Origin of the sequence: Bacteroides sp. MSSM.1001136sp1_RTP21357st2_D2_RTP21359_211015, from assembly GCF_040913205.1 — a bacterium.
Taxonomy (GTDB): domain Bacteria; phylum Bacteroidota; class Bacteroidia; order Bacteroidales; family Bacteroidaceae; genus Bacteroides; species Bacteroides ovatus.
Genome location: NZ_JBDFVF010000005.1, coordinates 105,711 through 120,619, shown reverse-complemented (window position 1 = coordinate 120,619; position 14,909 = coordinate 105,711). Strand labels below are relative to the sequence as shown.

Here is a 14,909-nt window from a genome sequence, read left to right as displayed (position 1 = left end):
GTTATATCTTTATTTCAATCCTTTGGAGGGCGAACCGTCACTCGTGGTTTTCCAGAATGAGTAATAGTTGAACCATTGTTCCGGATAGCGTTTCAGTATTTGGTCCAAAGCGGCCGTATATTGTTCGAGCAGAGCGATCTCTGCTTTCTTTTCTTTGGTTCGTATGACTGGTTCCGTCCTTATAAAATGAAAACGGTAGGTTCTGCCCGGCTCTCTCATGGCAAAGTAGAATACCACTGGAACTTTCATTCGCGAACCAAGCAGGAAAGGGCCGGCAGGGAAAGGAGCTTTCTGTCCCAGGAGTGTTCCTGTCAGCAGTTTCTCTTTATTCAGATAACGGTCGCCCTGGAAGCATACATACTCTTTCTTGTTTAACGCCTCGGTAATACGGAAAACGTGTGTCAGGTTATCTTCGTTGACGGGGATAATCTTAAAATCCTTATCCTGACCATTTTTCTCCAATATCTCTTTGATTCTACGATGTTCGGCATCATACATCACGATATTGATTTTCTTTCCATAATCGTCGAAGAAAGGAACGCCTATTTCCCAGTTTCCCACATGGGCGCCAATCATAATCACTCCCTGTTCACTGTTCAGTAATTGCAGAAACTCCGGATACTGTTCGAATTCGAACCGATATTGACTGACTTTTCCGTTGCCAATGGCTACCTTGTCAATCAGGATTTGCCCTAATCGGTAATAGTTGCGCAGCAACATAACCAAAGAGCGTATTCGGTTGTATTTCAGGATGTGGCGGGCATAAAACCAGGTGCTTTTAGTGGCTTTCGGAGCAAACGGTACGAAGTACAATACTACCAGACTTAGAAATATATAAGTGGCAGTAATGCCCAGATACTTAATCAGGTAAATAAAGAATAAGTATCCGAATGTTCCTCCCCGGGTTTTGCCTTTCCACGTCGACATATTTACTTGGCTTCCTGCATACGGGTGATAACGAGATCGTAGAAGTCCTGGAAGGTTTTGATACCCGCAAAATCTTGTCCGGTTACGTTGAAGCCGAAGTTCTTTTCTACCAGTACCACCATATCGACCAAGTCCAGGCTGTCCAGTTCAAGAGTTTCCATTAACGGTGCATCCGGCTGGATGACGTCGATGTCTACTTCAAACTCTTCTGCCAGAGTGGTTCTTATCTTCTCGATGATTTCTTCATTTGTCATATATCTGATTTCTTTAGTAAATTATGGATTGATTTTACGTATGATTAGCGTGGAATTGGTTCCTCCGAATCCGAATGAGTTGGAAAGGAACGTATCAAATTCCAGGTTTACCCGTTGGGTAGGTATATTTAATTGTGCAGAGGCCTCGTCCGGTTCCTCGAAATTGAGGTTGGGAGCGATGAAACCGTTGTTCATCATGAGGGTGGAATAGATCACTTCACTGGCACCGGCCATCCACATTTCATGTCCTGTCATAGACTTTGTGGAGGTCACATACGGGTGATGCCCTTCAAATACTTCCGCAATGGCTTTCGCTTCGTTCAAGTCACCTACCGGAGTTGAAGTGGCGTGTGCATTGATATAATTGATCTGTTCGAGTGCAATCCCTGCATCTTTGATAGCCATTTGAAGAGAACGTTTCGGACCGTCCACATTAGGCACGGAGATGTGATCTCCATTGGATGAAAAACCGTAACCGATGACTTCGGCCAAAATGGGAGCTCCTCTTTTTACAGCCGATTCATAACTCTCTAATACCAGACTGGCGGCTCCTCCACTCGGAATCAGTCCGTCACGTCGTTTATCAAAAGGTTTCGAGGCTTTCTCGGGGGCTGCTTCCTGGGTGGAAAATGCGCTTAGTCCGTCGAAACTTCCTACTGCATAAGGATTGACTTCTTGTGCGCCACCGCAAAGAATACAATCCTGTAATCCCGATTTTATAAGCAGGTAACCCATACCAATAGCGTGAGAACCGCTTGCACAGGCTCCGGCAATGGTGAAGTTGACCCCTCTTAGTTTGAAAATAACTGACAGGTTCATTGTCACGGTGGAATTCATCGACTGGAAAATAGAACCGGAACCTACCAGTGCAGTGTTTTTCTTTTCACGAATGATGTCCACTGCATTAATAACAGGAGCGGCACTACTATCATTGCCATACAAAATACCCACTTCATTGGCTTCGAGAAAATCCTCATTAATACCGGCATTACGGAAAGCTTCTAATGTAGCGAGATAAGCATATTCTCCCTGCTCCGGTAGACAGAGACGTTTACGGCGGTCCAACAACTTCTTCAAGTCGGGACGTTCCAATATCCCCGTTAATGCAGAAAAATAACCCAATTCTTTCCGTACTGGGTCTATGCCAATTCCCGATTTCCCATTATATAGTGAGTCTTTTACTTCATCCAGATTCTTGCCGATGCAAGAGTAAATCCCCATTCCCGTGATAACAACTCTTTTCATTATTTTGTCTATTCTATGCTTTTATTTTAAGTATATAGTCCTCCGTTGATGGAAATCACTTCTCCTGTGATGTAGGATGAGGCTGGAGATGCCAGGAAACCGACCAGGTCGGCAACCTCTTCCGGAGTGCCGAAACGTCCCGCGGGAATATGTTTCTTCCATTCGTTCTCATCAATTCCTTCCGTCATATCCGTACGGATGAATCCCGGAGCTACTGCATTGACTGTTACTTTCTTCTTGGCAACTTCCTGTGCCAGTGCTTTGGTAGCAGCTATTACGCCACCTTTGGCTGCGGAGTAATTGGCTTGGCCGGGCATTCCCTGAATGCCCGACAATGACACGATATTTACGATACGTCCATAACGTTTGACCAGCATATTCTTCAATAAAGGCTGTGTCACGTTGAAGAATCCGTTCAGGCTGATATCGAGCACTTTGCTCCATTCTTCTCCTGTCATCCAGAGCATCAGGTTGTCTTTGCGGATACCTGCATTGTTTATCAGTACCTCGATATATTCGTCAGGGTGTTGGGAAGCCCAGTTGCCCAAAGCAAGGGTGATAGCGGCAGGGTCGGTCACATCGAACTTCATCAACTCGCCATTACTTCCTTTTTCCTGTACTAACTGCAACGTTTTCTCCGCTTCTGCGTCATTATTCTGATAATTTATCAGTATAAAGTAGCCCATTTCCGCCAGTTTACAACTGACAGCACGGCCGATACCTCGGCTTCCTCCGGTTACTAATGCATATTTCGTTTTATTTATCTTCTTTTTTGAGATAGTCTATCATCATTTCTATCTCTTTATATTTAGGTGTGTCATTGGTAAATACAGGGAAGAAACTGCGTATTTCTTCATAAACCTGCCTGCTTTTGGAACTTAGGCGATCCTGTATTTTCAGGTAGTCGATAGCTTGTGCCATTCCCATAAACTGGATAGCCATCACCTGATAAGAATTCTCAATGACTGTTTTTGCTAATAGAGCCGAGTTGGTTCCCATGCTGACAATATCCTGATTATCATTGTTGTTGGGGATACTGTGTACATACATCGGATTTGATAATGTCTGACATTCCGCTGTGGTGGAGGTTGCAGTGAATTGTGAAGCCTGTAAACCATAGTTCAATCCAAGCACTCCCAAATTTACAAACGGAGGCAGGATGCCATTGATACGGTCGTGGAACAGATAGTTAATCTGTCTTTCGCAAAGCATAGTCAGCTTGGTCACGGCAATTTTCAACTTGTCCATTTCGAAAGAAATGTAATCTCCGTGGAAGTTGCCGCCATGATAAATATTTTGTGTATCCGGATCGACAATCGGATTGTCACAGGCGGAATTTATTTCGTTTATTAATACTTCTTCCGCATTCTCCAGTTCATCGTAAATAGGACCGAGTATTTGCGGAACACATCGCAAGGAATAATAGGGCTGTACTTTGTGTTCGAAGATTTTCTCTTTATGCACCTGGTTGTATAGCTCGTTCTCTCTTTGAAGCACGCATTTACTGCCTGCCACCCATTCTCTCATCATAGCAGCTATCTCTTGTTGACCTTTATGATGCTTGGCCTCGTTTAATGACTGTGCCATAAAATCATCATAAGAGGCGGCAATCTCATTCATCATTACAGAGGCAGCCACCGACCAACGGAGTAGTTTTTTTGCATAAATCAGATTGACAATACCGATGCCTGTCATTACAGAAGTACCGTTTGTAACGGATAAACCTTCACGAATACGCATGGAAAAAGGTTTCAGGCCGTTTTCCTGAAGCACCGTAGCTGCGTTACACAATTTACCCTGATAAAAAACTTCCCCTTCCCCTATTAACGTCAGGGCGATATGGGCCAGTTGTACGAGATCGCCGCTGGCACCTACACTTCCGTGTTCGGGTATGAACGGATAAATTCCGCGGTTGATAAATTCACAGAGGAGAGAAACCAGTTCCAGATGCACTCCTGACTTCCCTTGTAGAAAAGTGTACAAACGGGCAATCATAGCTGCTTTTACATAAAGTTCGGGAAGCGGTTTGCCGGCACCGGTGGAATGGCTTCGGATGATATTATACTGAAGGTCGATCAATGACTGATCTTCTATTCTGTATTGTGCCATTGGGCCGAACCCCGTATTGATACCATAAATAATCTTATCGCTGGAAAAGGATTGCAGAAAATCGAAGCTTTCCTCTACTTTTCGAATACATTCTTCAGAGAGTTCCAGCTTCTCATTATCAAACAATACTTTATGAAGGGTATCTAAATTTATACTTTTGTCAGCTATCATTTTCTGTACTAGATATTTTATGCCTTAATAATAAGGTGCAAAAATAGGCAATTTCTGTTATATAGCGGACATGAATCAGGATAAAACTTTTTCTAAGGAATTGGTTTTGCTTGTTTTGTTTCTTATTCGTGGGAGATTTGTTCCCCGGTACCGCTCGATGCTTTCATTGGTGCCGGAGGGTGTCTTCATCGGTGGGGGGGAATCAATCTATGCTTTTTGCAAATCCCGTCCTTCATACTTGCAGATCGCTTCTATCCATTCTTTGGTCAGTGGCATGGACTCATGTCTTTCAAGATCGAAAGTAACCATGATGGATTTGCAAACGCATTTCACTTCATTGGTTTTCGTGTCAATGACTTGTTGAACCAGATGAAAGCTTTTGGTACCTATCTTAGAGACGGCGGTTTGTACAGCGATGTGGTCGGATGCGAAAATTTGCTTAACGAAATTCGCTTCAATATGAACAACGACAATGCCAATCTTTTCCCAATCTACTCCCGGGCATACTGAACCGAAGTATTCAGTCTTTCCCAAGTCGTAAAAGGAGAAGTAAACCGTGTTGTTGACGTGACCAAATTTGTCTACATCATTGAATCGCAATTGGATAGGTAATGTGTGATGAAATACGATTTCTTCCATTGTTTTCTCTTAAACGTTTTAAATTCGACACAAAAATAGCACTTTTGCTTTCTTGCTTGAAATTGGGGCAAAGATAGATATTTCTGATGATTCTGTTCTCGGAGACGGGGGAGAAATTAGTTAATAATCGTTTAAACTGGAGTTTTGGAACGTTTATTCTGACTTCTGATATGTGGAAACAATCAGAAGGATGGAAAGAAACTTTTAAATACGGATTATTCTTAACTTATTATCTTGTGGAATATGTCCACATTTCTGTGGAATTTTTGCACAGGATCGTACTTGAAACTTAATCTGGTTATTAATGCTTTTTTTCTTTATTGTAAATTGCTTATGTATTTGAAAATGAGTGATATAATCTCTTTGATTAAACTTGGAAAGTCTCGTTGTATCAGTCTTTTGTTATGCTTTTGGCACATAAATTGCCCAATATTGATGGTAATCTATCCTAATAACTATTCTAATTTTAGAACAATAATGGAAGTAATAATGAAAAACAAATGGCTATTATGCATTCTTTTAATGCTGTTTCTGCCTTTCGGATTATTCGCGCAGGTGGCTCCTCCTCTTGAAGAACAGAAGACAGAAGCACAGGAAGCCCCGGAAAATAATAAAGAAGTTACGACAAACAGCGATACTACTACCGACGGGGATGCTGGAAAGACAATCAAAGGAGTGATTAACGACGAACAGGGAGAGACAATCATTGGTGCTTCCGTCATTATCAAAGGTGAAGACACCGGAACTACTAGTGATATGGATGGTAGGTTTACTCTCGAAGCTCCGGAAGGAGCGATTTTAGTGATCTCTTACATCGGCTATCATACGCAGGAAGTGAAAGTCAGAAAGAGATCTCTTCTTCGTGTTGTGTTGAAAGAAGACAATCAGTTATTGGATGAAGTGGTAGTGGTAGGATACGGAACTGTCAAAAAGAGTGACCTTACGGGTGCTGTGTCCGGTGTATCCAACAGACAATACAAAAATCAACCAGTACAACGGGTTGAAAATATACTCCAGGGTCGTACTCCCGGTGTAGAAGTCACTGCTACGAGTGGTATGCCCGGAGCAAGTATGAAGGTGCGCGTTCGTGGAACTACTTCTATTAATAAAAGCAGCGATCCTTTATATGTGATTGATGGTATCATTTCTTCCAGTGGCTTGGACGGTATCAACCCTTCTGATATTCAGTCGATGGAAATATTGAAAGACGCTTCCTCTACTGCCATTTACGGTTCCCGCGGTTCGAATGGCGTTATTCTGATAACCACCAAACAGGGTAGTGAGGGAAAAGCACAGGTAACATTCGATGCATCGGTCGGGCTTTCGACTGTCAGAAAACAGTATGACCTGCTGAACGCCTATGAATATGCAACTGCACTGAATGATATTCGCGGATCGTCCACTATCTCTGCCGAAGACCTTGAGGCTTATAAAAATGGAACGAAAGGAATCAACTGGACTGATCTTCTGACTCGTACAGGTATCACCCAGGATTATCGGCTCGCCATATCCGGAGGAAACGAAAAAGTGAAATACCTTATTTCGGGAAATGTGCTTGATCAGGAAGCCATCACGATCATGTCCGACTATAAACGCTATGGGATTCGGGCAAACATCGACTCGGAAGTGAAACCGTGGTTGACAATCTCTGCAAAATTAAACGCATCCAGTCTTCACAAACACAATGAAGGTGGGGCTAACTGGTTACACGTCACTAACTTTTCGCCTACTATGGAACTGAAAGACCCCGAAACCGGTGTGTATAATACAGACCCATATAACATGGTCGGCTCCAACCCTTATGGTGAAATAGTAGTGAACGATAGTGACAGCTATAGCTATAATTTAAATGCGAACCTTACATTGCTGTTTAAGATCATGAAAGGACTGACGCTTTCCGTTCAGGGAGGTTACGATTATGACAATAGTCCTTCTTATTCTTTCAGGTCGAAACTGGATTCACCGGGTGCCATCAATAGTGCGAGTAATACCAGTGCGCTGCACAATTATTGGCAAAACACAAACAACCTGACCTGGCAAAAGCAGTTTGGCGATCATAGTTTCACCGCTATGGCAGTATGGGAGATAAGCCGCTCGTGGGATTCGCAACTGAAAGGAACTGGTTCTAATCTGAACAATGAAAGTGTAGGGTACTGGAATCTCGGCAATGCCGCTATAAGAGATGCGAGCAATTCTTATACGGAATTCTCTTTGGCTTCCGGTATCGTACGCGCTAATTACGATTATAAAAAACGCTATTTCATTACTGCCGCATTGAGAGCCGACGGTTCTTCTAAATTCCAGGGAGACAACAAATGGGGATATTTCCCTTCCGCAGCTATAGCTTGGGATATTGCACAGGAATCTTTCATGAGTAATCAGCATGTACTTGACCAATTGAAGTTACGTGCCAGTTTCGGAGTTACAGGAAACCAGGATATTGCTGCTTATAGTACGCTGGGTATGTTGTCGGGTGCCTCTTACGGTTGGGGAACTTCCACTTCTTCTACGGGATATTGGGGGAATCAGTTTGCTACACCTGACATTACGTGGGAAAAGACTTATCAATATGATTTGGGATTGGACTTGAGTCTCGGAGGTTTTAATATAACAGTGGACTGGTTTAAGAAGCAAACGAAAGATCTGCTCTTTCAGAAACAAGTACCCAAATATAACGGAGGTGGTACCTATTGGGTTAATCAGGGGAAACTTAACAATACAGGAGTCGAAATGTCTCTCACTACTTTCCCTGTGAAGGGCGCCGTGACATGGGAAACCAGTCTGAATGCTTCTTATGTGAAGAATGAAGTAGCAGACCTCGCAGGAGATGACTTTGTACTCACTGCTAACTATAGCGATTTGGGAGGTCCTCTGCAGATTATGAAGCCCGGTTATCCTATGGGATCTTTCTATGTTTATCAGTGGAAAGGATTCGATGATAAAGGCGCCAATCTTTATCAGAAAGCAGATGGTAGTCTGACAACGAATCCGACTTCCGATGATCTGGTCGTGAAAGGACAGGCAAGTCCCAAATGGACAGTAGGTTGGAATAACACTGTTACTTGGAAAAACTGGACGCTGAATGTCTTTTTCAATGCTGCCACAGGATATGACCGGCTGAATATCAGTCGTTTTATGGCGGCATCCATGACTGGAGTCTCTCGTTTTATTACCTTGCGCGATGCCTACTTCAAAGGCTGGGATCATGTTGCTAACAAAGCTGACGCCCTTTATCCGAGTCTCACTAACACCGATAACAAGAGTTATGCCAATTCAGATTTTTGGCTTGAAGATGCTTCTTTTATTAAGTTGAAGAATATCAGTCTCTCGTACCGCATTCCTCGCCGTGTATTAAAGTTTGCAAGTGTACAATTGTCTGTCAGCGCACAGGATCTCTTTACGATCACCCGCTATAAAGGAATGGATCCCGAAGTGTATACCAGTTATGACGGACTGGACTATGGCGCTTATCCGATTCCGCGGACGATTACTTTCGGTGCTAAAATCAGATTTTAAACCACCTATTAAGACAATAACCGTATGAAAATAACATATACCTTTATAATGAAAGTTTTGCCTGCTCTTCTGGCAGCTTTGTGTTGGACTTCGTGTAGTGATTTCCTGGAAGAAGATCCGAAAGGACAATTGCCTTCGGATACCTATTTCAGCAACAAGGAAGATTTGGATGCTTCACTGACGGCTCTCTATTCCGTGATAGCAAGTTCACAGGCTAGTAATAACCTTTGTGGTACGAACTTCTTGGTGGGAGACGATATTTCCACTCATCCTTCAAGTAATAAGCAGCCTCTCCGTGAGCATGATCAGTTTGATGTGAAAGACAATAACTCGTGGTTGTCCAGTATGTGGGAACAGCGTTTCAAAGTTATCAAGGCCGCTAATTTTATCATTAATAATGCGGAGCGTACGCCGGAGGTGTCGAAAGAGGATATTAAGGTGGCTATTGCACAGGCGCATTATTGGAGAGCCTACTCTTATTTTTATCTGGTGACGACTTGGGGACGAGTTCCCATTATGCTGAAAGAAGAAATAGATTATAATGCTCCCTTAAAGACAGAGGAAGAAGTGTACGAACTGATCCTGTCTGACCTGAAAATAGCCGAAACCGGTTGTCCCGCAATGTATACAAAAGAACCTTATGCCAGAAACGGAATGAATATTGCCGTAAGTGAAGGAGCTGTGAAAGCAACAATGGCTTATGTTTATATGTGTATGGCGGGGTGGCCGCTTAATAAAGGAGTTGAATATTATAAACTGGCTGCCGCTAAAGCCAAAGAAGTGATAGACGGTGCAGATAATGGCACTTATTATTATAAACTGCTACCGGAATATAGTCAGGTATATTCGTGGGAGTACAATAATAAGAATACGGAGCTGCTGTTAGGTATCTACTATAACAGGGATGCGATGGGGCAGGCCGCTCCTTTAACTGATTTCCTTCAGGATATGAAACAGGCCGGTTGGGGAGATACGAATGGGGAAATCAAATTTTGGAAGAACTTTCCTGAAGGCCCTCGTAAAGATGCTACGTATTTCCCTAAAATCATGTTTAGCGACGGGAAACTATATGATTGGTGGTATGATACCGATCCTGCTTCTCGTGAAGTAGTCGCCCCCGTCTTTATGAAAACTGCAGAAGGAGCGGTGCGTGGAACAGAATTTGATTATACAAATCCTACCGTAGTCAATGCGTCGGGTGAGAAAACATTCCAGTTGTTACGTCTTTCGCAAGTATATTGCTGGTATGCCGAAGCGACAGGGCGTGCGGGAGAGATCAATGATCAGGCGGTCAAAGTTCTAAACGAGGTACGCAACAGGGCAGATGGTGAAGATACTGATAAATATACGACGGATATGTCTCCTGATAAACTGGCGGAAGCGGCTTACGATGAACATGGCTGGGAAATGGCGGGATACTATTGGGGAGGAATCGCCAGCAGAGCTAGGGATATGTTTAGAATGTACCGTTATAAGGATCATTTTGAATCCCGTAAGCTAAATGAGCCTATTGAGGTGGCGCACGATGTTTTCAGGAAAGAAGCTGTAGCAGTCACAGGAACTTGGGATGACAGTAAGATGTATGTTCCTTATCCTTATGAAGACGTGATTTTAAATCCGAACCTGGATAACAGTTGGAAAAACTGACAGTATTTAGTATGACTTATTGAATGATCTGTTTTTTATAGAACGATGTAGATTCTCACAATGGATTACATCGTTCTTTCTTTTTGTATGGCTTGTGGTATCAACCTATATCATTGTTCGATAGTTAAACTCTTGTCTTGTGTGCGAATAGCTGATTTGAAAGGGGAATTTAAAAACGTCGGGCTAGATTTCACTAAATGGAATAAAAGTGTTATTTTTGCATCTTGTTCTTAACGGAAATTAATCAAGAAATGATAGAAGATATTAAAAAAGCCTGTCAGGTGATGAATGAAGGAGGAGTGATCCTTTATCCCACCGATACCGTATGGGGTATAGGCTGTGATGCGACTAATGAAGAGGCTGTACGCCGCGTGTATGAGATTAAGAAGCGCGCTGACAGCAAGGCTATGCTGGTCTTGGTAGACTCTCCGGTTAAAGTAGATTTTTATGTACAGGATGTGCCTGATGTTGCATGGGATTTGATTGAAGTTGCCGACAAGCCGTTGACGATTATTTATTCCGGAGCACGTAACTTAGCATCGAATTTGCTGGCCGAGGATGGTAGTGTAGGGATTCGGGTGACGAATGAAGATTTTTCCAGACGACTCTGTCAGCAGTTCCGTAAAGCAATCGTTTCTACTTCGGCTAATGTCAGCGGGCAGCCGGGTGCGGCTAATTTTAGCGAAATCAGTGATGAAATCAAATCGGCGGTAGATTATATCGTTGGCTTTCGCCAGGACGATATGAGCCGGCCGAGACCCTCAAGTATTATTAAGTTGGAAAAAGGTGGAGTGATAAAGATAATTCGCGAATAAATGAAGGGAGAAAAACTTAGTTTATTACAGCGTTGCATCAAATGGCGGGAAGCGAATATAAAGGAGAAGCAATTTATTCTGATATTAAGTTTCCTGGTCGGAATTTTCACAGCGTTTGCCGCATTAATATTGAAATTCTTTATCCATCAGATACAGAATTTCCTAACTGATAATTTTAATGCAACGGAAGCTAACTACCTGTATTTGGTATATCCGGTAGTCGGGATTTTTCTTGCAGGTTGGTTTGTTCGTAACATTGTTAAGGATGACATCAGTCATGGAGTCACCAAAATTCTATATGCTATTTCCCGTAGACAGGGACGTATCAAGCGACATAATATCTGGTCCTCTACCATTGCCAGTGCGATCACCATCGGGTTTGGTGGATCGGTTGGAGCAGAGGCGCCGATTGTACTGACAGGTTCGGCAATCGGTTCCAATTTAGGGAGTGTATTCAAGATGGAGCACCGCACGCTGATGTTGCTCGTCGGCTGTGGCGCGGCAGGTGCGATTGCCGGCATTTTTAAAGCTCCGATTGCGGGATTGGTATTTACATTGGAAGTCTTGATGATCGACTTGACCATGTCCTCTTTACTTCCCCTGCTGATTTCTGCCGTGACAGCGGCAACCGTTTCATATATAATCACCGGTACGGAGGCTATGTTTAAGTTTCATTTAGATCAGGCATTCGAACTGGAACGTATTCCTTTCGTTATTTTACTGGGAATTTTTTGCGGACTGATTTCATTGTACTTTACGCGTGCCATGAATTCGGTGGAAGGTGTCTTTGGTAAACTCAACAACCCTTATAAGAAACTGGCTTTCGGTGGTGTGATGTTGAGTATATTGATCTTCCTTTTCCCGCCTCTTTATGGTGAAGGATATGATACCATTAATCTTTTGCTGAATGGAACGTCTGCGGCAGAGTGGGATACGGTCATGAACAATTCTATGTTTTATGGTTATGGCAATTTGCTGCTGGTTTATCTGATGCTGATTATTCTGCTGAAGGTCTTTGCTTCCAGTGCAACGAATGGTGGCGGTGGTTGTGGTGGTATCTTTGCACCTTCGCTTTATCTGGGATGTATCGCCGGGTTTGTCTTTTCTCATTTTAGCAATGACTTTGCTTTCTCCGCTTATTTGCCGGAAAAGAATTTTGCATTGATGGGGATGGCGGGAGTGATGAGTGGCGTTATGCATGCTCCGTTGACAGGAGTGTTCCTGATCGCTGAATTGACAGGGGGATATGATTTATTTCTTCCGTTGATGATTGTATCTGTAAGTTCATATCTGACCATTATAGCTTTCGAACCTCATAGTATCTATTCGATGCGTTTAGCTAAGAAGGGACAGTTGCTTACACACCATAAGGATAAAGCTGTGTTGACGTTGATGAAGATGGAGAATGTGGTGGAGAAAGATTTCGTTGTCGTACATCCGGAAATGGATTTGGGCGAATTAGTGAAAGCAATTGCTGCTTCCCATCGAAATGTCTTCCCGGTGACAGATAAAAAAACAGGTGAATTGTTAGGTATTGTACTTCTTGACGACATTCGTAACATTATGTTCCGGCAAGAACTTTATCACCGTTTCACTGTTAATAAATTAATGACATCTGCCCCTGCCAAGATATTCGATACGGATGGAATGGAGCAGGTGATGCAGACGTTTGATGATACGAAAGCCTGGAATCTTCCGGTAGTGGATGAAGAAGGGCGATATCAGGGATTTGTTTCTAAATCGAAGATATTTAATTCATACCGGCAAGTTTTGGTACATTTCTCTGAAGACTAACCGACAATCGGCAAGATGCCGGAGCCGGGGTTATGCAGATAACAGGTTGCTATGCAGATTATAAGACGATTATGAAAAAAGAAGATTTAAGAATAGTATATATGGGGACTCCCGATTTTGCGGTAGAGGCCCTGCGTCAATTAGTAGAAGGCGGTTATAATGTAGTGGGTGTGATTACAATGCCCGATAAGCCTGCCGGACGCGGACATAAGATTCAGTATTCTCCTGTAAAGCAATATGCGCTTGAACAAAATTTACCGTTACTTCAACCGGAAAGGTTAAAAGATGAGGTTTTTGTAGAAGCATTGCGTGAATGGAAGGCGGACTTGCAGATTGTAGTTGCTTTTCGTATGTTGCCGGAAGTGGTATGGAATATGCCACGACTGGGTACGTTCAATCTTCATGCTTCTTTGCTTCCTCAATACCGTGGAGCTGCGCCCATTAATTGGGCGGTTATCAATGGTGATACGGAAACAGGAATTACTACTTTCTTTTTGAAACACGAGATAGACACCGGAGAAGTCATTCAGCAAGTACATGTACCTATTGCAGATACGGATAATGTGGAAGTGGTACATGATAAGTTGATGGTACTGGGAGGAAAACTGGTTCTTGAAACGGTAGACGCTATATTGAATGGAACGGTAAAACCGATTCCTCAAGAAGAAATGGCGGTTGTCGGTGAACTTCGTCCTGCTCCGAAGATCTTTAAAGAAACCTGTCGGATTGACTGGAATCAGCCGGTGAAGAAGATATATGATTTTATCCGTGGATTATCACCTTATCCTGCTGCCTGGAGTGAACTGATTACTTCTGAAGAAGGAGCAGCAGTGGTCGTGAAGATATTTGAAAGCGAGAAGATTTATGAATCACATCAATTAGCTACAGGAACAATTGTGACCGATGGAAAAAAATTCATGAAAGTAGCTGTACCGGATGGATTTGTATCTATTCTTTCTTTACAGCTTCCCGGTAAAAAACGTCTGAAAATAGATGAATTGCTTCGTGGATATCACCTGGAAGATGGTTGTCTGATGAAGTAATTAATCGGATGAGCAGAATAAAACGAGCAAGCCATTAGATTATAAATAGAATAAAACGTCCCGAATAAGAGACGGCTAGAACCTAAAATAAAAGAATTATGAAACCGATTATCGCTCCTTCCATTCTTTCTGCCGATTTTGGATATTTGGCAAAGGACATTGAAATGGTAAACCGCAGTGAAGCGGAGTGGGTACATATTGATATTATGGACGGAGTATTTGTTCCGAACATTTCATTTGGCTTTCCGGTACTGAAATATGTGGCGAAGTTAAGCCAGAAACCGCTGGATGTGCATTTGATGATTGTGAATCCGGAAAAGTTTATTCCGGAGGTAAAAGCGTTGGGCGCTCATACGATGAATGTACATTATGAAGCTTGCCCGCATCTGCATCGGGTGATTCAACAAATCAGAGAAGCTGGGATGCAGCCTGCTGTAACTATCAATCCAGCCACTCCTGTAGCTCTTTTACAAGATATTATCCGGGATGTATATATGGTGCTTATCATGAGCGTGAATCCGGGATTTGGCGGACAGAAGTTTATCGAACATTCAGTAGAAAAAGTTCGTGAGCTGCGTGCCCTGATTGAACGGACAGGTTCGAAAGCGCTCATTGAAGTAGACGGTGGGGTGAATCTGGAAACAGGTGCCCGCTTGGTTGAGGCGGGAGCCGATGCGCTGGTGGCTGGAAATGCTGTCTTTGCGGCACCCGATCCGGAAGCGATGATTAGTCAGTTGCACGAACTGTAA

12 protein-coding genes are annotated in these 14,909 nt (G+C 43.0%); 6 read left to right on the top strand and 6 right to left on the bottom strand.

The genetic code is table 11. The annotated features are described in order from the left end of the window. Positions 1-9: 9 nt before the first annotated feature. From AB5217_RS05395 to AB5217_RS05370, 6 genes are all read right to left on the bottom strand, one after another. Positions 10-927 (bottom strand): acyltransferase, encoded by a 918-nt coding sequence (locus AB5217_RS05395; RefSeq protein ID WP_042994482.1) that lies wholly within the window; start codon positions 925-927, stop codon positions 10-12. A gap of 2 nt (positions 928-929) precedes the next feature. Next, positions 930-1,181, bottom strand: coding sequence for an acyl carrier protein (locus tag AB5217_RS05390; protein ID WP_004305450.1), 252 nt, complete (start codon positions 1,179-1,181; stop codon positions 930-932). Between the two features lie 21 nt (positions 1,182-1,202). Next, positions 1,203-2,426, bottom strand: a complete 1,224-nt coding sequence (locus AB5217_RS05385) for a beta-ketoacyl-[acyl-carrier-protein] synthase family protein (RefSeq protein ID WP_004305449.1) — start codon at positions 2,424-2,426, stop codon at positions 1,203-1,205. Between the two features lie 26 nt (positions 2,427-2,452). Then, on the bottom strand, positions 2,453-3,190 hold the full coding sequence (gene fabG / locus AB5217_RS05380; protein ID WP_368112687.1) for a 3-oxoacyl-ACP reductase FabG: 738 nt from the start codon (positions 3,188-3,190) through the stop codon (positions 2,453-2,455). Then, complete coding sequence (gene hutH / locus AB5217_RS05375; protein ID WP_004305448.1) at positions 3,183-4,706, bottom strand: histidine ammonia-lyase; 1,524 nt, start codon at positions 4,704-4,706, stop codon at positions 3,183-3,185. The genes fabG and hutH overlap by 8 nt, the downstream gene beginning before the upstream one ends. A gap of 207 nt (positions 4,707-4,913) precedes the next feature. Further along, positions 4,914-5,345 carry an acyl-CoA thioesterase gene (locus AB5217_RS05370; protein ID WP_004324741.1) on the bottom strand — a complete coding sequence of 144 codons (432 nt, stop codon included), beginning with the start codon at positions 5,343-5,345 and terminating at the stop codon, positions 4,914-4,916. Between the two features lie 489 nt (positions 5,346-5,834). On the opposite strand from AB5217_RS05370, the gene AB5217_RS05365 reads away from it, so the two are divergent. The 6 genes from AB5217_RS05365 (at position 5,835) to rpe (ending at position 14,909) form a co-directional block, all read left to right on the top strand. Next, a complete protein-coding gene (locus AB5217_RS05365; protein ID WP_229115769.1) occupies positions 5,835-8,861 on the top strand; it encodes a SusC/RagA family TonB-linked outer membrane protein in 3,027 nt (1,008 codons plus the stop codon). 24 nt (positions 8,862-8,885) lie between these two features. Continuing rightward, a complete protein-coding gene (locus AB5217_RS05360; protein WP_004305446.1) occupies positions 8,886-10,508 on the top strand; it encodes a RagB/SusD family nutrient uptake outer membrane protein in 1,623 nt (540 codons plus the stop codon). 251 nt (positions 10,509-10,759) lie between these two features. Beyond that, complete coding sequence (locus AB5217_RS05355; RefSeq protein ID WP_004297304.1) at positions 10,760-11,323, top strand: L-threonylcarbamoyladenylate synthase; 564 nt, start codon at positions 10,760-10,762, stop codon at positions 11,321-11,323. Beyond that, positions 11,324-13,117, top strand: a complete 1,794-nt coding sequence (locus tag AB5217_RS05350) for a chloride channel protein (RefSeq protein ID WP_004297305.1) — start codon at positions 11,324-11,326, stop codon at positions 13,115-13,117. It abuts the gene before it with no gap. Between the two features lie 71 nt (positions 13,118-13,188). Beyond that, positions 13,189-14,160: a methionyl-tRNA formyltransferase gene (gene fmt, locus AB5217_RS05345; RefSeq protein WP_008776731.1), complete on the top strand. Its 972-nt coding sequence runs from the start codon at positions 13,189-13,191 to the stop codon at positions 14,158-14,160. Between the two features lie 98 nt (positions 14,161-14,258). After that, positions 14,259-14,909, top strand: coding sequence for a ribulose-phosphate 3-epimerase (gene rpe / locus AB5217_RS05340; protein WP_004311036.1), 651 nt, complete (start codon positions 14,259-14,261; stop codon positions 14,907-14,909).